The sequence below is a fragment of the Bacillus sp. JS genome (assembly GCF_000259365.1).
Classification (GTDB): domain Bacteria; phylum Bacillota; class Bacilli; order Bacillales; family Bacillaceae; genus Bacillus; species Bacillus stercoris.
The window spans coordinates 1,001,191-1,017,930 of sequence record NC_017743.1; the positions used below are offsets into that span (position 1 = coordinate 1,001,191).

The 16,740-nt window shown below is 46.8% G+C and carries 11 protein-coding genes, 16 tRNA genes, 2 rRNA genes, 1 pseudogene and 1 riboswitch; of the genes and pseudogenes, 26 read left to right on the forward strand and 4 right to left on the reverse strand.

Annotation, left to right across the window (positions count from 1 at the left end):
• The first annotated feature begins 16 nt into the window (after nt 1–16).
• The 18 genes from MY9_RS04920 (at nt 17) to MY9_RS05005 (ending at nt 4,879) form a co-directional block, all read left to right on the forward strand.
• Nucleotides 17–2,944 (forward strand): 23S ribosomal RNA (locus MY9_RS04920).
• 111 nt (nt 2,945–3,055) lie between these two features.
• A 5S ribosomal RNA gene (gene rrf, locus MY9_RS04925) occupies nt 3,056–3,171 on the forward strand.
• Nucleotides 3,172–3,180: 9 nt separating this feature from the next.
• A tRNA-Asn gene (locus MY9_RS04930) sits at nt 3,181–3,255 on the forward strand.
• A 5-nt stretch (nt 3,256–3,260) separates the two neighbouring features.
• A tRNA-Ser gene (locus tag MY9_RS04935) sits at nt 3,261–3,352 on the forward strand.
• Nucleotides 3,353–3,386: 34 nt separating this feature from the next.
• Nucleotides 3,387–3,458 (forward strand) — tRNA-Glu (locus MY9_RS04940).
• Between the two features lie 9 nt (nt 3,459–3,467).
• Nucleotides 3,468–3,543: transfer RNA gene (locus MY9_RS04945), tRNA-Val, on the forward strand.
• A 7-nt stretch (nt 3,544–3,550) separates the two neighbouring features.
• Nucleotides 3,551–3,627: transfer RNA gene (locus MY9_RS04950), tRNA-Met, on the forward strand.
• An 11-nt stretch (nt 3,628–3,638) separates the two neighbouring features.
• Nucleotides 3,639–3,715 (forward strand) — tRNA-Asp (locus tag MY9_RS04955).
• 11 nt (nt 3,716–3,726) lie between these two features.
• Nucleotides 3,727–3,802 (forward strand) — tRNA-Phe (locus tag MY9_RS04960).
• 5 nt (nt 3,803–3,807) lie between these two features.
• A tRNA-Thr gene (locus MY9_RS04965) sits at nt 3,808–3,880 on the forward strand.
• Between the two features lie 21 nt (nt 3,881–3,901).
• Nucleotides 3,902–3,986 (forward strand) — tRNA-Tyr (locus MY9_RS04970).
• A 5-nt stretch (nt 3,987–3,991) separates the two neighbouring features.
• A tRNA-Trp gene (locus MY9_RS04975) sits at nt 3,992–4,065 on the forward strand.
• A 24-nt stretch (nt 4,066–4,089) separates the two neighbouring features.
• Nucleotides 4,090–4,165 (forward strand) — tRNA-His (locus MY9_RS04980).
• Between the two features lie 9 nt (nt 4,166–4,174).
• A tRNA-Gln gene (locus tag MY9_RS04985) sits at nt 4,175–4,246 on the forward strand.
• 48 nt (nt 4,247–4,294) lie between these two features.
• Nucleotides 4,295–4,369, forward strand: a tRNA-Gly gene (locus MY9_RS04990).
• A 5-nt stretch (nt 4,370–4,374) separates the two neighbouring features.
• Nucleotides 4,375–4,445, forward strand: a tRNA-Cys gene (locus MY9_RS04995).
• 7 nt (nt 4,446–4,452) lie between these two features.
• A tRNA-Leu gene (locus MY9_RS05000) sits at nt 4,453–4,541 on the forward strand.
• A gap of 256 nt (nt 4,542–4,797) precedes the next feature.
• Nucleotides 4,798–4,879: transfer RNA gene (locus MY9_RS05005), tRNA-Leu, on the forward strand.
• A gap of 77 nt (nt 4,880–4,956) precedes the next feature.
• Here MY9_RS05005 and spo0M read toward each other — a convergent pair.
• Complete coding sequence (spo0M, locus tag MY9_RS05010; protein WP_014663284.1) at nt 4,957–5,733, reverse strand: sporulation control protein Spo0M; 777 nt, start codon at nt 5,731–5,733, stop codon at nt 4,957–4,959.
• A 140-nt stretch (nt 5,734–5,873) separates the two neighbouring features.
• Here spo0M and MY9_RS05015 point away from each other — a divergent pair, with 140 nt between their 5' ends.
• A complete protein-coding gene (locus MY9_RS05015; RefSeq protein WP_014663285.1) occupies nt 5,874–6,077 on the forward strand; it encodes a hypothetical protein in 204 nt (67 codons plus the stop codon).
• Between the two features lie 84 nt (nt 6,078–6,161).
• Here the strand turns inward: MY9_RS05015 and MY9_RS21855 are convergent.
• A pseudogene (locus tag MY9_RS21855) lies at nt 6,162–6,431 on the reverse strand (spore coat protein).
• Between the two features lie 41 nt (nt 6,432–6,472).
• Between MY9_RS21855 and MY9_RS05025 the strand changes: the two are divergent.
• On the forward strand, nt 6,473–7,174 hold the full coding sequence (locus tag MY9_RS05025; protein ID WP_041521272.1) for a Type 1 glutamine amidotransferase-like domain-containing protein: 702 nt from the start codon (nt 6,473–6,475) through the stop codon (nt 7,172–7,174).
• Between the two features lie 59 nt (nt 7,175–7,233).
• A riboswitch (TPP riboswitch) is annotated at nt 7,234–7,341 on the forward strand.
• Between the two features lie 132 nt (nt 7,342–7,473).
• Complete coding sequence (thiC, locus tag MY9_RS05030; RefSeq protein ID WP_014663289.1) at nt 7,474–9,246, forward strand: phosphomethylpyrimidine synthase ThiC; 1,773 nt, start codon at nt 7,474–7,476, stop codon at nt 9,244–9,246.
• A gap of 37 nt (nt 9,247–9,283) precedes the next feature.
• On the opposite strand, the gene MY9_RS05035 is transcribed toward thiC, so the two are convergent.
• Nucleotides 9,284–10,639 (reverse strand): FAD-binding oxidoreductase, encoded by a 1,356-nt coding sequence (locus MY9_RS05035; RefSeq protein ID WP_014663290.1) that lies wholly within the window; start codon nt 10,637–10,639, stop codon nt 9,284–9,286.
• Between the two features lie 249 nt (nt 10,640–10,888).
• Between MY9_RS05035 and senS the strand changes: the two genes are divergently transcribed.
• Nucleotides 10,889–11,086, forward strand: a complete 198-nt coding sequence (gene senS / locus MY9_RS05040) for a transcriptional regulator SenS (RefSeq protein ID WP_003245192.1) — start codon at nt 10,889–10,891, stop codon at nt 11,084–11,086.
• Nucleotides 11,087–11,110: 24 nt separating this feature from the next.
• Here senS and katA read toward each other — a convergent pair whose 3' ends face one another.
• Entirely contained in the window at nt 11,111–12,562 is a 1,452-nt protein-coding gene (gene katA / locus MY9_RS05045; RefSeq protein WP_014663291.1) for a catalase KatA, read from the reverse strand.
• Nucleotides 12,563–12,968: 406 nt separating this feature from the next.
• Here katA and MY9_RS05050 point away from each other — a divergent pair, with 406 nt between their 5' ends.
• The 4 genes from MY9_RS05050 to ssuD are packed head-to-tail and all read left to right on the forward strand — an operon-like array spanning nt 12,969 to nt 16,730.
• A complete protein-coding gene (locus MY9_RS05050) occupies nt 12,969–13,736 on the forward strand; it encodes an ABC transporter ATP-binding protein (RefSeq protein ID WP_014663292.1) in 768 nt (255 codons plus the stop codon).
• Between the two features lie 17 nt (nt 13,737–13,753).
• Entirely contained in the window at nt 13,754–14,752 is a 999-nt protein-coding gene (locus MY9_RS05055; RefSeq protein WP_014663293.1) for an aliphatic sulfonate ABC transporter substrate-binding protein, read from the forward strand.
• Nucleotides 14,749–15,579, forward strand: coding sequence for an ABC transporter permease (locus MY9_RS05060; RefSeq protein ID WP_081483603.1), 831 nt, complete (start codon nt 14,749–14,751; stop codon nt 15,577–15,579). Before MY9_RS05055 ends, MY9_RS05060 begins: the two co-directional genes overlap by 4 nt.
• Before the next feature lie 20 nt (nt 15,580–15,599).
• The gene (gene ssuD, locus MY9_RS05065; RefSeq protein WP_014663295.1) at nt 15,600–16,730 is read left to right on the forward strand and encodes an FMNH2-dependent alkanesulfonate monooxygenase; all 1,131 of its coding nucleotides are present in this window, start codon (nt 15,600–15,602) and stop codon (nt 16,728–16,730) included.
• The last annotated feature ends 10 nt before the right edge of the window (nt 16,731–16,740 follow it).

Consider the following 16,740-nt stretch of genomic DNA (forward strand, 5'->3'; position numbering starts at 1 on the left):
AGTGATTCTTTTTAACGGTTAAGTTAGAAAGGGCGCACGGTGGATGCCTTGGCACTAGGAGCCGATGAAGGACGGGACGAACACCGATATGCTTCGGGGAGCTGTAAGCAAGCTTTGATCCGGAGATTTCCGAATGGGGAAACCCACCACTCGTAATGGAGTGGTATCCATATCTGAATTCATAGGATATGAGAAGGCAGACCCGGGGAACTGAAACATCTAAGTACCCGGAGGAAGAGAAAGCAAATGCGATTCCCTGAGTAGCGGCGAGCGAAACGGGATTAGCCCAAACCAAGAGGCTTGCCTCTTGGGGTTGTAGGACACTCTGTACGGAGTTACAAAAGAACGAGGTAGATGAAGAGGTCTGGAAAGGCCCGCCATAGGAGGTAACAGCCCTGTAGTCAAAACTTCGTTCTCTCCTGAGTGGATCCTGAGTACGGCGGAACACGTGAAATTCCGTCGGAATCCGGGAGGACCATCTCCCAAGGCTAAATACTCCCTAGTGACCGATAGTGAACCAGTACCGTGAGGGAAAGGTGAAAAGCACCCCGGAAGGGGAGTGAAAGAGATCCTGAAACCGTGTGCCTACAAGTAGTCAGAGCCCGTTAACGGGTGATGGCGTGCCTTTTGTAGAATGAACCGGCGAGTTACGATCCCGTGCAAGGTTAAGCAGAAGATGCGGAGCCGCAGCGAAAGCGAGTCTGAATAGGGCGCATGAGTACGTGGTCGTAGACCCGAAACCAGGTGATCTACCCATGTCCAGGGTGAAGTTCAGGTAACACTGAATGGAGGCCCGAACCCACGCACGTTGAAAAGTGCGGGGATGAGGTGTGGGTAGGGGTGAAATGCCAATCGAACCTGGAGATAGCTGGTTCTCTCCGAAATAGCTTTAGGGCTAGCCTCAAGGTAAGAGTCTTGGAGGTAGAGCACTGATTGGACTAGGGGCCCCTACCGGGTTACCGAATTCAGTCAAACTCCGAATGCCAATGACTTATCCTTGGGAGTCAGACTGCGAGTGATAAGATCCGTAGTCGAAAGGGAAACAGCCCAGACCGCCAGCTAAGGTCCCAAAGTATACGTTAAGTGGAAAAGGATGTGGAGTTGCTTAGACAACCAGGATGTTGGCTTAGAAGCAGCCACCATTTAAAGAGTGCGTAATAGCTCACTGGTCGAGTGACTCTGCGCCGAAAATGTACCGGGGCTAAACGTATCACCGAAGCTGCGGACTGTTCTTCGAACAGTGGTAGGAGAGCGTTCTAAGGGCTGTGAAGCCAGACCGGAAGGACTGGTGGAGCGCTTAGAAGTGAGAATGCCGGTATGAGTAGCGAAAGAGGGGTGAGAATCCCCTCCACCGAATGCCTAAGGTTTCCTGAGGAAGGCTCGTCCGCTCAGGGTTAGTCGGGACCTAAGCCGAGGCCGAAAGGCGTAGGCGATGGACAACAGGTTGATATTCCTGTACCACCTCCTCACCATTTGAGCAATGGGGGGACGCAGGAGGATAGGGTAAGCGCGGTATTGGATATCCGCGTCCAAGCAGTTAGGCTGGGAAATAGGCAAATCCGTTTCCCATAAGGCTGAGCTGTGATGGCGAGCGAAATATAGTAGCGAAGTTCCTGATTCCACACTGCCAAGAAAAGCCTCTAGCGAGGTGAGAGGTGCCCGTACCGCAAACCGACACAGGTAGGCGAGGAGAGAATCCTAAGGTGATCGAGAGAACTCTCGTTAAGGAACTCGGCAAAATGACCCCGTAACTTCGGGAGAAGGGGTGCTCTGTTAGGGTGCAAGCCCGAGAGAGCCGCAGTGAATAGGCCCAGGCGACTGTTTAGCAAAAACACAGGTCTCTGCGAAGCCGTAAGGCGAAGTATAGGGGCTGACGCCTGCCCGGTGCTGGAAGGTTAAGAGGAGCGCTTAGCGTAAGCGAAGGTGCGAATTGAAGCCCCAGTAAACGGCGGCCGTAACTATAACGGTCCTAAGGTAGCGAAATTCCTTGTCGGGTAAGTTCCGACCCGCACGAAAGGCGCAACGATCTGGGCACTGTCTCAACGAGAGACTCGGTGAAATTATAGTACCTGTGAAGATGCAGGTTACCCGCGACAGGACGGAAAGACCCCGTGGAGCTTTACTGCAGCCTGATATTGAATGTTGGTACAGCTTGTACAGGATAGGTAGGAGCCTTGGAAACCGGAGCGCCAGCTTCGGTGGAGGCATCGGTGGGATACTACCCTGGCTGTATTGACCTTCTAACCCGCCGCCCTTATCGGGCGGGGAGACAGTGTCAGGTGGGCAGTTTGACTGGGGCGGTCGCCTCCTAAAAGGTAACGGAGGCGCCCAAAGGTTCCCTCAGAATGGTTGGAAATCATTCGCAGAGTGTAAAGGCACAAGGGAGCTTGACTGCGAGACCTACAAGTCGAGCAGGGACGAAAGTCGGGCTTAGTGATCCGGTGGTTCCGCATGGAAGGGCCATCGCTCAACGGATAAAAGCTACCCCGGGGATAACAGGCTTATCTCCCCCAAGAGTCCACATCGACGGGGAGGTTTGGCACCTCGATGTCGGCTCATCGCATCCTGGGGCTGTAGTCGGTCCCAAGGGTTGGGCTGTTCGCCCATTAAAGCGGTACGCGAGCTGGGTTCAGAACGTCGTGAGACAGTTCGGTCCCTATCCGTCGCGGGCGCAGGAAATTTGAGAGGAGCTGTCCTTAGTACGAGAGGACCGGGATGGACGCACCGCTGGTGTACCAGTTGTTCTGCCAAGGGCATCGCTGGGTAGCTATGTGCGGACGGGATAAGTGCTGAAAGCATCTAAGCATGAAGCCCCCCTCAAGATGAGATTTCCCATTCCGCAAGGAAGTAAGATCCCTGAAAGATGATCAGGTTGATAGGTCTGAGGTGGAAGTGTGGCGACACATGGAGCTGACAGATACTAATCGATCGAGGACTTAACCACATTTTGAATGATGTTACACCTGTTATCTAGTTTTGAGAGAATAAGTTTTTTCAAAAAAACACTTGATTTTCTCAAGAATACATAGTATAATGTTAAATGTCACTGAAATTGTCTGGTGATGACGGCGAAGAGGTCACACCCGTTCCCATACCGAACACGGAAGTTAAGCTCTTCAGCGCCGATGGTAGTCGGGGGTTTCCCCCTGTGAGAGTAGGACATCGCCAGGCAGACTTCATTCCGCAGTAGCTCAGTGGTAGAGCTATCGGCTGTTAACCGATCGGTCGTAGGTTCGAATCCTACCTGCGGAGCCATTATTGGAGAGCTGTCCGAGTGGTCGAAGGAGCACGATTGGAAATCGTGTAGGCGGTCAACTCCGTCTCAAGGGTTCGAATCCCTTGCTCTCCGCCACTGATACTTATACATAATTACAATTGAAAGTCTGGGCCCGTTGGTCAAGCGGTTAAGACACCGCCCTTTCACGGCGGTAACACGGGTTCGAATCCCGTACGGGTCATTATATGATGGAGGATTAGCTCAGCTGGGAGAGCATCTGCCTTACAAGCAGAGGGTCGGCGGTTCGAGCCCGTCATCCTCCACCATTATTATCGCGGGGTGGAGCAGTTCGGTAGCTCGTCGGGCTCATAACCCGAAGGTCGCAGGTTCAAATCCTGCCCCCGCAACCAAATTTAAAAATGGTCCGGTAGTTCAGTTGGTTAGAATGCCTGCCTGTCACGCAGGAGGTCGCGGGTTCGAGTCCCGTCCGGACCGCCATTTAATACTTAGGCTCGGTAGCTCAGTTGGTAGAGCAACGGACTGAAAATCCGTGTGTCGGCGGTTCGATTCCGTCCCGAGCCACCACCTATGCCGGTGTAGCTCAATTGGTAGAGCAACTGACTTGTAATCAGTAGGTTGGGGGTTCAAGTCCTCTTGCCGGCACTGTTTTTCAAAATTTAATGTGGAGGGGTAGCGAAGTGGCTAAACGCGGCGGACTGTAAATCCGCTCCCTCAGGGTTCGGCAGTTCGAATCTGCCCCCCTCCACCATTTATAGGGGCATAGTTTAACGGTAGAACAGAGGTCTCCAAAACCTCCGGTGTGGGTTCGATTCCTACTGCCCCTGCCAAATTTATGACATCTTGAGATTATGGCGGTTGTGGCGAAGTGGTTAACGCACCAGATTGTGGCTCTGGCACTCGTGGGTTCGATTCCCATCAATCGCCCCATATTATCATTGGGCTATAGCCAAGCGGTAAGGCAACGGACTTTGACTCCGTCATGCGTTGGTTCGAATCCAGCTAGCCCAGTTTCACTTTTCATATCAACTGCATATGATGTATTAAGTCCCTTAAAATGCGGAAGTAGTTCAGTGGTAGAACACCACCTTGCCAAGGTGGGGGTCGCGGGTTCGAATCCCGTCTTCCGCTCCAATTACGGCGGCATAGCCAAGTGGTAAGGCAGAGGTCTGCAAAACCTTTATCCCCGGTTCGAATCCGGGTGTCGCCTTTCTTTTGCCGGGGTGGTGGAATTGGCAGACACACAGGACTTAAAATCCTGCGGTAGGTGACTACCGTGCCGGTTCAAGTCCGGCCCTCGGCACCAATTTTACTTACATGGTAAGTTGAATTGGTGTTTGTGTTTTATCATTATAACTAATCTATAAATGATCTACTTATGTAGATCATTTTTTTATTGCTTTGATTTCTCATAACTGGCTAAGTTATGAGAAATCGATGATAGAGATTCTCTTAACACTTTCTATTTTATATTCCCAAAAAAACTTTTTTGAAATACGTTGACACATTATGAGTTCCATGATATATTTATATTCGTCGGTTACATACGACGTAAAAAACTTGCCGGTGTGGCGGAATTGGCAGACGCGCACGACTCAAAATCGTGTTCCTTCTGGAGTGTCGGTTCGACCCCGACCACCGGTATACTGAAGAACCTGTTTCTTATTTAGAAACGGGTTTTTATTTTATCGAAGAAAAGGAGCCTTAGCTCCTTTTTTTACTTACTCAGCGTATTGGTCTATGATCTCTTCTAGTACCTCTTCTAGCTCTTCTGCATCTTCAAGCTCTGATTGGCTGAAACGGATACGAACAAGCTGTTCTCCGTCATAATACATCTCTTCCAGCCATCCTCGCAGTCCTCTTGCCCTGCGGTCGACTTCGAAAATGATTTCCAAACCGTCTTCGTCTAAAAGGAAAATGAGCTCTAATTCATCAAGCATCTGACGATAATATCCGGAAGTCGGGACGAACTCGAATTCTTGAACGAACGGAAGGCGACGCTGGAAGTAGGGTGCTTGTTCGCAGTCTGCTTCGTTAAGACGGAAGCCCAGGTTTTCGATAGCTCCCAGGACATTTTCAATCCAAGGGTGCGCTTCAACGAAAATGCGGTCATGATCAGATTTGTCGATACCGCCTTGAATGTCAAGGTCTGTCACCACGGCAACCTCTACTTTTCCTACAGTGATCGGCGTATCTAGAGGCAGAGTGAATGCGAACGGAAATTGATGCTCTTCTCCAGGCTGAATGGCAAATGAACCAGTGACCCGGAAAGAATGAATTGTAGCGTATTTCCGGTGCTCTTCGTCGTCTTTTACAATGACGTACTTGGTGTTAAGCTGTAAGTCAATATAGCGGATGTCCTGAGCGATTTTTCCGCCTTTGACGTGTACAGTTCCCCGGACTTCTTCTCCCGGAAAATATGCATCTTTCTCTAAAATTGTATCGACTTTTGCAGCTCCGATTCCGGCACTTGCCGCAAGTTTCTTAAAAAATGACATGTTTGATCTTCCCCTTTTTCTTTTTCTCAACAGGTATACGCAAGAAGGAGGAAAAAAGATTCATTTGATTCATACTTTTTTCCTATTATTCATCTAAGCCTAAGGGCAGACTAAGAATAATATTGAAAACAAAGGAGTAGGTGGAAGTGAATAAAGAAAATTTGGTTGCAGATGAATTACACAGAATGTTTTTGGCTGGTGAGCTCCAAATCACAGTAGAGGAGGATATAAACCATATTTCCGAAAGGCTGAGAAACGGCGATCTCAGTTTAGACCGATTAAGCGGTGAAGACGCGTTTATAAAAGAAACGGTAAACGAGGCTTTAAGAAGAGTGGAGCAATAAAAAAGAGACGGGATCTCATCTTTGAGATCCCGTCTCTTTTTGTGGTCTTTGCTGCAAGATAAAAGCGAATCGATTTGAAATTGCTCACCCAAGCCACCCTTTTTCCAACAGAAGATCTGACAGTTCATCATGGAGATGGACAGTGGTATCTAATTGATCATGCAATGCTCTTCTGATGTGGGGATTTTCGGCTTCTGTTATTGCGACAGTGTATTTTTTCATGCTGGTTTTTATTGTTGTTAACAAATCAAAAATGTCTTCGGGATAAAGACTCAATGAGCAAGCCACCTCCTTTGGTTTTTATAGCAGCTCCTGATAAGAAAGTATTTTGCTTTGTTTCTTGCTTCTATTCAAAATGCTATAATAAACAACAAATTTTGTTGGGGAGTGTAATGATGAAACAGATTATTGCGATGGGAGGCGGGGGTTTTTCGATGGAGCCGGAAAATTTGTCCCTCGATCAATATATCCTCAATCAATCGGAACGGGAGTCACCTCGTATTTGTTTTTTGCCGACCGCGAGTGGAGATTCCCAAAACTATATTCAGCGGTTTTATCATGCGTTTCAAACAATGGATTGTGTGCCGTCTCATTTATCCTTATTTAAGCCGCCGTCAACAGATTTAACTTCTTTTGTTATGGAAAAGGACGTGATCTATGTTGGCGGGGGAAATACGCGCAATATGCTTGTGCTGTGGAAGGAATGGGGGCTGGACTTTATTCTCAGAGAGGCATGGAAGAACGGAGTGATTTTAGCTGGATTAAGTGCAGGTGCGATATGCTGGTTTGAAGAAGGCGTGACAGATTCGACCGGGCCGCTGACAAGTATGAAAAGTTTAGGTTTTTTGCAAGGGAGCTTTTGTCCTCATTATGACGGGGAAAAGGATCGGAGACCGGCATACCACCTGCTGATAGCTAACGAATTTTTGTGCAATGGCTATGCGGCGGACGATGGAGCGGCTCTCCATTTCATAAATGATCAGCTGTTTCAGACTGTGAGTTCAAGATCGGATGCAAAGGCATATCGGGTGATGAGGGATGAACATGGGATATCTGAAATCCCGTTGCCCGTCACATATTTGGATTCAATTAGCTGAATATTTTCTATATTCCTCTTTTTTTTCGATTGGTTTTATGTTAAGATGAGTCCGAAATCAATAGTTACTGGGGGTGCCCGCTTTCGGGCTGAGAGAGAAGGTAAGCTTCTTAACCCTTTGGACCTGATCTGGTTCGTACCAGCGTGGGGAAGTAGAGGAATTGTTTTTATTATTGTCGTGCTGGGCAATAATATGTTTCTTTCTGACTGTAACCGGGTTCATTTTTATGAATCCGGTTTTTTGTGCTGGTTATGGGCTTGATTTTGTCCTTTCAAACGTAGAGAGGGGAAGGATAAGTAATGCAAAACAATTCAGTGCAGCAAGCCAACATTTCTATTATGTCGAGTTTTTCGGGCAGCAAAAAGGTATACGTGGAGGGTTCTTCTTCAGACATCCAAGTGCCGATGAGGGAGATTACATTGAGTCCGACGACGGGATCGTTCGGCGAGGAGGAAAACGCACCTGTGCGTGTCTATGATACAAGCGGACCGTATACGGACCCCGAAGTTACTATTAATATTCAAGAAGGATTAAAGCCGCTCCGCCAAAAGTGGATTACAGAGCGCGGTGATGTGGAAGAATATGAAGGTCGTGCAATAAAACCAGAAGATAATGGTTATAAAAAAGCAAATCCAAACGTAAGCTACCCAGGGCTAAAGCGGAAACCGCTGAGGGCGAAGGCTGGTCATAATGTCACCCAAATGCACTATGCCAAAAAGGGAATCATTACACCTGAGATGGAGTTTATCGCTATTCGAGAGCATGTGTCTCCCGAATTTGTAAGAGACGAGGTGGCAAGCGGCCGGGCAATCATTCCTTCAAACATTAATCACCCTGAAAGTGAGCCAATGATTATCGGCCGGAATTTTCATGTGAAGATTAATGCGAATATCGGGAATTCAGCTGTTACGTCATCCATTGAAGAGGAAGTGGAAAAAATGACGTGGGCCATCCGCTGGGGAGCAGATACAATGATGGATCTCTCTACAGGAAAAGATATTCATACGACGCGTGAATGGATTATTCGCAATTGTCCTGTGCCTGTGGGAACTGTTCCGATTTATCAGGCGCTTGAAAAAGTAAACGGTGTAGCGGAGGATTTAACGTGGGAGATTTATCGTGATACGCTGATCGAGCAGGCAGAACAGGGAGTGGATTATTTTACGATTCACGCGGGTGTTTTGCTTAGGTATGTGCCGCTGACTGCCAAAAGGACAACTGGTATTGTGTCCCGCGGGGGCGCAATTATGGCACAGTGGTGTCTGGCTCACCATCAAGAAAGCTTTTTATACACTCATTTTGAAGAGATCTGTGAAATCATGAAAGCGTATGATATTGCGTTTTCTCTTGGGGATGGCCTGCGTCCCGGATCAATCGCCGATGCTAATGACGAAGCACAGTTTGCTGAATTAGAGACGCTTGGAGAGCTGACGCAAATCGCGTGGAAGCATGATGTTCAAGTGATGATTGAGGGTCCTGGACATGTTCCGATGCATAAAATCAAAGAGAACGTCGATAAACAAATGGACATTTGTAAAGAAGCGCCTTTTTATACATTAGGGCCGTTGACAACGGATATTGCCCCTGGATATGACCATATTACTTCAGCGATCGGAGCGGCGATGATCGGTTGGTATGGGACAGCAATGCTATGTTATGTAACGCCGAAGGAGCATTTAGGGCTGCCAAACCGTGATGATGTTCGTGAAGGAGTCATTACATATAAGATCGCTGCGCACGCTGCGGACCTTGCAAAAGGGCATCCCGGTGCGCAAATCCGCGATGATGCGTTATCGAAAGCCCGTTTTGAATTCCGCTGGCGGGATCAGTTTAATCTCTCTCTTGATCCGGAGAGAGCGCTTGAATATCATGATGAAACCCTGCCGGCTGAAGGAGCAAAAACCGCTCACTTCTGTTCCATGTGCGGTCCAAAGTTTTGCAGCATGAGAATTTCTCAGGATATTCGAGATTATGCGAAGAAAAACGATCTCAGTGAAGCAGAAGCCATAAATAGAGGATTAAAAGAAAAAGCAAAAGAATTTGTCGATACGGGAAGCAATTTATATCAATAAAAAAGATGAAGATGGAGAATGCTCCATCTTCATTTTTTTAGAAAAACAGAGAACGTCGAAGCGGAGGAATACTCTGTTCAAAGCGGAAAACATTTTCTGGATCATATTTCGTTTTGACACGGCGGAGTCGTTCAACATTTTCGCCGTAATATGTTCTTGGCCAGTTTCTGATTTCGATATCTGGCCAATTTACGTAGTCCCCCATCGTTTCTCTCGAAAGGGATGTTCTCAGCCTCTCAATCCAGCGGACGTTTTGTCTTTTTTCTTCAGGGGATGTCCAGTTTGTTAGGTATTCCTGGGCAATGATTGCATCACGATAATAAAATGCTGTTTGGTCTGGAGCGATCCGTCCGGCTGCTCCGCCGAGCGACTGCTGCCAGACGCTGGCGTTTTGATTCGGAGCGTGCTCCAAAAAGTGTTTAATCGTTGAAATCGCACGTTCTGATAATGGCTTTTCAATGAAAGAGCCGGAGCGTTTCATTTTTTGAGGCTGATTGCCTCCCGGGCTGTTAAAAAAGGTTACCGCTTCAATGAAGGGCATTGCGATTACCATTCCGCTTGTCGGGCTTCCTGCTTTCAATAAAGGCTTTAACAGTTTTTTTAACTCTGTTTTTGGACCGACAAATTGGCCGAGGGCCTCTATCCGGTTTACTTCTTTAGGCCAAAACTCTATTGATGAGGTAAGCCGGTCATCTGTATAGGGGGCCCAGTGCTGCCACGTGTTAAATACTTCTTTAAAATCATCCCAGCCCCATGTAATTGAAAAAATCGACACTTGAGAGATGGGCACTGCTTGAAATGTCATGGAGGTGACAATGCCGAAATTGCCGCCTCCGCCTCCCTGAGACGCCCAAAATAAGTCTGGATGGTTTGAAGAGCTGACTGTAACCAAATCAGCGCCCTCTTTTTCGTCTGCTATTATCATCTCGAGACTCACGAGGCGGTCACAAGTAAGACCGGCAGCCCTTGTTAAAAGTCCAATACCTCCTCCGAGAGTTAAACCTGTGAGCCCTACATTAGCAATGGTGCCTGCGGGAAGCGTCAGGCCGTATTGCCAGAGAGTCCGATAGACTTCTCCCAATTCAGCGCCTGCTTCAATATAGGCAAGCTTTTTATCCTGATTTACAGTTATTTTTTTCATTTCGCTTAAATCAATAACAAGACCGTTATTTAAAAGGGAGAAATTTTCATAGCTGTGCCTGCCGCCTCTAATACGGAAAGGCACATGGTTTTCACGCGCCCATTTCAGCGCATTGAGTGCATCTTGTTTGTTTTGGCAAAACACAATGATGTCAGGATACCTTTCTAAGTTCAGGTTAATATTGGTTCTTGCTTCGTTATAGTCCGGATCATCCCGTGTGACGATACGTCCGGTCAGTTTTGTATTTTCCACACTCCCACATCTCTTTCTCACGTATTCTAGTTTCTCTAGCTTATGCGTCAGGGTAAAAGAGTGTATAAGGAAAAAGCGTGGATATAATCTAATAAAGCGTCAATATCTTCAAAATATAGTTGACAGGTCGGTATTGTATGAATTAACATGGTCAGTACAAATTTTCAAAACTGTCGCGCTGATCGGAACACCGAAGGCTCTTATCGTTTAGATAAGGGCCTTTTTTGTATAAAAAAGGAGGGATTATTGATGGGGGTCAAAAAAGAAAAGGGAAGAAAACGATTCAGGAAGCGAAAAACCTACGGGAATCAGATTTTGCCGCTCGAGCTGCTGATTGAAAAAAACAAACGAGAGATTATAAACAGCGCGGAGCTCATGGAGGAAATTTATATGAAGATTGATGAGAAGCATACGCAATGCGTAACTAAATATAAAAAAACCCGCTGATTTCAGCGGGTTTTTGCATTTCGATTAAGCATCTTTTTTAATCGGCAATCCAAGGCCTTCTGCGACGCGTTTTCCGTATTCAGGGTCCGCTTTATAGAAGTGCTCGATTTGACGGAGCTTGATGTCTTCTTTTTCTACCGGCTTCATAGCGTTAACAATATTTTCAACAAGGCGGGTACGTTCATCTTCGCTCATTAAACGATATAGGTCACCGGCTTGTGTATAGTGATCGTTGTGATCGTAGCTTACGCTGTCAGCGATACCTTGTACCGGATATGCTGCTTGCTTATCCTCAGGTGACTCTTTCGGGCCGCCGAAGCTGTTAGGCTCGTAGTATACAGATCCGCCGCCATTATCGTCAAAACGCATTTGTCCATCACGCTGATAATTGTTCACTTTGTTGCGTGCACGGTTGATTGGCAGCGCTTGATGGTTTGCGCCGACACGGTAGCGGTGTGCATCATGATAAGCAAACAGTCGGCCTTGAAGCATTTTATCCGGTGAAACATCAATACCAGGCACGAGTGTTCCAGGTGAGAATGTCGCTTGTTCTACTTCTGCAAAGTAGTTTTCCGGATTTCTGTCTAGAACCATGCGTCCGACCTCGATTAACGGGTAGTCTTTTTGAGACCAAACTTTTGTGACATCAAACGGATCGAAACGGTACGTATTTGCATCTTCTAAAGGCATGATTTGCACATATAGTTTCCATGCAGGGTAATCACCGTTTTCGATTGCGTTGAAAAGGTCTTCTGTATGGTAATCAGGATTTTCACCGGCAATTTTTGCTGCCGTATTGACATCAAGGTTTTTCACGCCTTGTTCTGTTTTAAAGTGATATTTAATCCATACGCCTTCGCCTTCGGCATTTGTCCATTTGAATGTATGGCTTCCGAAGCCGTGCATGTGGCGAAGTGTCGCAGGAATTCCGCGGTCAGACATCAGGATTGTCACTTGGTGCAGCGACTCTGGTGAAAGTGACCAGAAATCCCATACAGCCGTAGGATTTTTCAGGTGTGTTTTTGGATCTCTTTTCTGTGTATGGATGAAATCAGGGAACTTAATCGCATCGCGGATAAAGAATACCGGCGTATTGTTGCCGACGATGTCGTAGTTTCCTTCTTCGGTATAAAATTTAACAGCAAATCCGCGTGGGTCGCGAACTGTGTCAGCCGAGCCAAGTTCACCGGCAACTGTTGAGAAACGGATGAACAGCGGTGTGCGTTTGCCGACTTCAGAAAGGAAAGCGGCTTTCGTATATTTTGTTACGTCGTTTGTCACTTCAAAATATCCGTGTGCGCCTGCTCCTTTAGCGTGAACAACACGTTCAGGAACACGTTCTCGGTTGAAATGGGCCAATTTTTCGAGTAAATGTACATCTTGAATTAAAGTTGGTCCACGAGAACCGGCAGTCATTGAGTTTTGGTTATCTCCAACCGGAGCGCCCCAGCTAGTTGTCAGTTTATTTGAACTCATGTTATCACCTCTTGGAATTTATAAGAACATAATATCATCTCTAAGTAAAAAGTCAATATTATTTTATAATTATTATAAAATAGTTATCTCTATTAAGCGATATCTAGTATTGAAAATGGTGAAAAACCTTGTTATATCAGCTGTTTCATAGCATTTAATAATTTTCGAAGAAATCATTTTTTCTACTCTACTTGCGAAACAAGCAGAGTAAGTGATAAACAAGGATGTCAAAAGCCATATTTTAAAAAAGAGTTGACATATCGGAATAATTTGAATTAACATGTTATTCAAACAAAAAAACAATTGGGCAGCTGATCGGACCGCCGAAGGCTCTCATCTCTACAAGAACAGAGATGGGGGCCTTTTTGTTTTTTGAAGGCGGGGTTGGCAGAAAGAGGGGATAAAAGTGGCTGTGACCATCAGCATCAAAGAAAAGTCATTTGTTCAAGAGGGCCGCAAAAACACGGTCTTAGAGAACATACAATTATCAATCGCACCAGGTGAATTTTTAACGCTTATCGGACCGAGCGGGTGCGGGAAAAGCACCTTGTTAAAGATTATTGCGGGACTTGATTCTGAATATGACGGGAGTGTTGAAATCAACGGCCGCAGCGTAACAGCTCCGGGGATTCAGCAAGGATTTATTTTTCAGGAGCACCGCCTCTTTCCTTGGCTGACAGTTGAGCAGAATATTGCCGCCGACTTGAATTTGAAGGACCCAAAAGTCAAACAGAAGGTGGATGAACTGATCGAGATTGTCAGATTGAAAGGATCGGAAAAAGCATATCCGCGCGAGCTGTCAGGCGGCATGTCACAAAGAGTTGCCATTGCCCGGGCCCTTCTGCGGGAGCCTGAGGTGCTGCTTTTAGATGAACCGTTTGGTGCACTTGATGCTTTTACAAGAAAACATCTGCAGGACGTGCTGCTGGAGATATGGAGGAGGAAAAAAACAACGATGATTCTCGTGACTCACGATATAGATGAATCTGTTTATTTAGGAAATGAGCTTGCGATCCTTAAGGCCAAACCGGGGAAAATCCATAAGCTGATGCCCATTCACTTGGCGTATCCGCGGAACCGGACGACTCCGGATTTCCAAGCGATCAGGCAGAAAGTGCTGTCGGAATTCGAGAAAACAGAAGATTTGGTGTACGCTGAAGGATCAGGGATATAGAAAGGGCGGAAGCGGAAATGAAAAAAAGGCTCATTGTATTGGCTGCCGTTATTTTTCTGCTCGCAGGCTGCGGAGCAAACGGAGCCAATGGTGATCACAAACAATTGAAGGAAATTCGTATTGGTATTCAGCAAAGTTTAAGCCCGCTTTTGATCGCGAAGGAGAAAGGCTGGTTCGAAGATGCATTTGAAAAAGAAGGCATCAAAGTGAAATGGGTGGAGTTTCAAAGCGGTCCGCCCCAATTTGAAGGCCTTGCGGCAGACAAACTTGATTTTTCTCAGGTCGGCAATTCGCCTGTGATCGCTGGACAGGCGGCAGGCATTGACTTTAAAGAAATCGGTTTGTCACAGGACGGTTTGAAAGCAAACGGCATCCTTGTCAATCAAAACAGCGGCATTCAAGACGTTAAGGGCTTAAAGGGGAAGAAAATTGCAGTCGCCAAAGGCAGCAGCGGGTTTGATTTTTTGTATAAAGCGCTTGATCAAGTCGGGTTGTCAGCTAATGATGTGACAATTATTCAGCTTCAGCCTGATGAAGCGGCTTCGGCGTTTGAAAACGGATCTGTTGATGCCTGGTCCATTTGGGAGCCGTACTTGTCATTAGAAACTATGAAACACGGAGCAAAAATCCTTGTGAACGGAGAAAGCACAGATTTATATTCACCGGGCTTTACTTTAGTAAGAACCAAGTTTTCAGAAGAGCATCCAGACGAAGTGGTCCGTTTTCTGAAGGTGTTTAATAAGGCTGTTGTATGGCAAAAGGAACATTTGGATGAAGCAGCAGAACTGTATGCAGACATTAAAGATCTCGATAAAAAGGTCGTCGAAAATGTGCTGAAGAATACTGAGCCCCTGAATGAGGTCATTAGTGACGATATTGTGAAAGCACAGCAGGAAACAGCAGATTTTCAATTTCGAACGCAGGCAATAGATAAGAAGATTGATGTGAAGGATGTTGTGGATAACACTTTTATCAAAAAAGCATTAAAGGAATATTCCTCAGGAGGTGATCAGTGATGAAAGCAGAGGCTGCGGGCTCGCTGCCCAAAACGAATGCGGAAGCAGTGCGAAAAAAGCCCGGAAGGAAGAAGTATGGCTGGACGAAGGGGCTTTTACTGCCAGCTGCCATCATTGCCATCTGGCAGATTATCGGCGCGCTGGGGCTTGTGTCCGCTACAGTGCTGCCTACGCCTGTGACGATTGTCCTGACCTTTAAGGAGCTTATTTTGTCCGGTGAGCTGTTCGGCCATCTGCAAATCAGCATTTATCGGGCGGCGCTTGGTTTTTTGCTTGGCGCGGGACTTGGATTGATAATCGGGATTTTGGCCGGATTCTCAAAACGAACGGAGCTGTATCTTGATCCGTCGTTGCAAATGCTTAGAACGGTACCTCATTTGGCCGTCACGCCGCTGTTTATTTTATGGTTCGGATTTGACGAAGTATCTAAAATTTTGCTGATTGCGCTCGGTGCCTTCTTTCCCGTCTATATCAATACGTTTAACGGTATCCGCGGAGTTGATGCGAAGCTGTTTGAAGTCGCTCGGGTCCTTGAATTTAAATGGTATCAGCAGATAACCAAAGTGATATTGCCGGCAGCCCTGCCCAATATATTGCTAGGCATTCGCTTATCGCTCGGCATTGCATGGCTCGGGCTCGTTGTAGCAGAGCTGATGGGCTCAAGCTCGGGAGTCGGCTATATGATTATGGATGCGAGACAATTTTCACAAACGAACAAAGTCTTTGCAGGGATTATCATTTTTGCAGTGGTTGGAAAGCTGACGGATTCCTTCGTCAGGCTGCTTGAACGAAAGCTGTTAAAGTGGAGAAACAGCTACGAAGGATAGAGTATCTAAGGGGGATGAATATGGAAATTCTTTGGTTTATACCGACTCATGGAGACGCGAGATATTTAGGATCTGAAATTGATGGACGGACTGCGGATCATCTTTACTTTAAACAAATCGCGCAGGCGGCAGACAGGCTGGGATATACAGGGGTTCTTCTGCCGACGGGAAGATCGTGCGAGGATCCGTGGCTTACAGCGTCGGCGCTGGCAGGAGAAACAAAGGACTTGAAGTTTTTAGTCGCGGTAAGACCTGGTTTAATGCAGCCTTCTTTAGCAGCCAGAATGACATCCACCCTAGACCGCATTTCAGACGGACGGCTGCTGATCAACGTTGTGGCAGGTGGCGATCCGTATGAGTTGGCAGGTGATGGCCTGTTTATCAGTCATGATGAGCGCTATGAAGCAACAGACGAATTTTTAACCGTTTGGCGAAAACTTTTGCAGGGAGAAACGGTTTCCTATGAAGGAAAGCATATAAAAGTGGAAAACAGCAATCTGCTTTTCCCGCCGCAGCAAGCGCCGCATCCGCCTATCTATTTCGGTGGATCGTCGCAGGCAGGGATTGAAGCTGCCGCAAAGCATACAGACGTGTACTTGACATGGGGGGAGTCGCCTGAACAAGTAAAAGAAAAGATTGAGAGAGTCAAAAAGCAGGCGGAAAAAGAAGGGAGATCTGTCCGGTTTGGCATTAGGCTGCATGTCATTGCCCGTGAAACTGAACAAGAGGCGTGGGAAGCGGCTGAGCGCTTGATCAGCCACTTGGATGATGACACCATTGCCAAAGCGCAGGCTGCTTTAAGCCGTTACGACTCTTCAGGCCAGCAGCGGATGGCCGTTCTTCATCAAGGCGATCGGACGAAGCTTGAAATCAGCCCGAATCTGTGGGCGGGGATCGGTCTGGTCAGAGGAGGGGCAGGAACAGCCCTTGTCGGTGATCCGCAGACTATTGCCGACCGGATAGCGGAGTATCAGGCACTCGGCATAGAATCATTTATATTCTCCGGCTATCCGCATCTAGAAGAAGCGTATTATTTTGCAGAGCTTGTATTTCCACTTTTGCCGTTTGAAAACGATCGGACGAGAAAGCTTCAGAACAAAAGGGGAGAAGCAGTAGGAAACACTTATTTTGTCAAAGAGAAAAATGCATGAGTTTAATTAA

Bases quoted from the DNA above. Each gene is read 5' to 3' on its own strand.
- spo0M (WP_014663284.1), bottom strand. From the start codon at position 5,733: ATGTCATTTTTTAAGAAACTTGCGGCAAGTGCCGGAATCGGAGCTGCA.
- MY9_RS05025 (WP_041521272.1), top strand. From the start codon at position 6,473: ATGAAACAGATTATTGCGATGGGAGGCGGGGGTTTTTCGATGGAGCCG.
- thiC (WP_014663289.1), top strand. From the start codon at position 7,474: ATGCAAAACAATTCAGTGCAGCAAGCCAACATTTCTATTATGTCGAGT.
- senS (WP_003245192.1), top strand. From the start codon at position 10,889: ATGGGGGTCAAAAAAGAAAAGGGAAGAAAACGATTCAGGAAGCGAAAA.
- katA (WP_014663291.1), bottom strand. From the start codon at position 12,562: ATGAGTTCAAATAAACTGACAACTAGCTGGGGCGCTCCGGTTGGAGAT.
- MY9_RS05055 (WP_014663293.1), top strand. From the start codon at position 13,754: ATGAAAAAAAGGCTCATTGTATTGGCTGCCGTTATTTTTCTGCTCGCA.
- ssuD (WP_014663295.1), top strand. From the start codon at position 15,600: ATGGAAATTCTTTGGTTTATACCGACTCATGGAGACGCGAGATATTTA.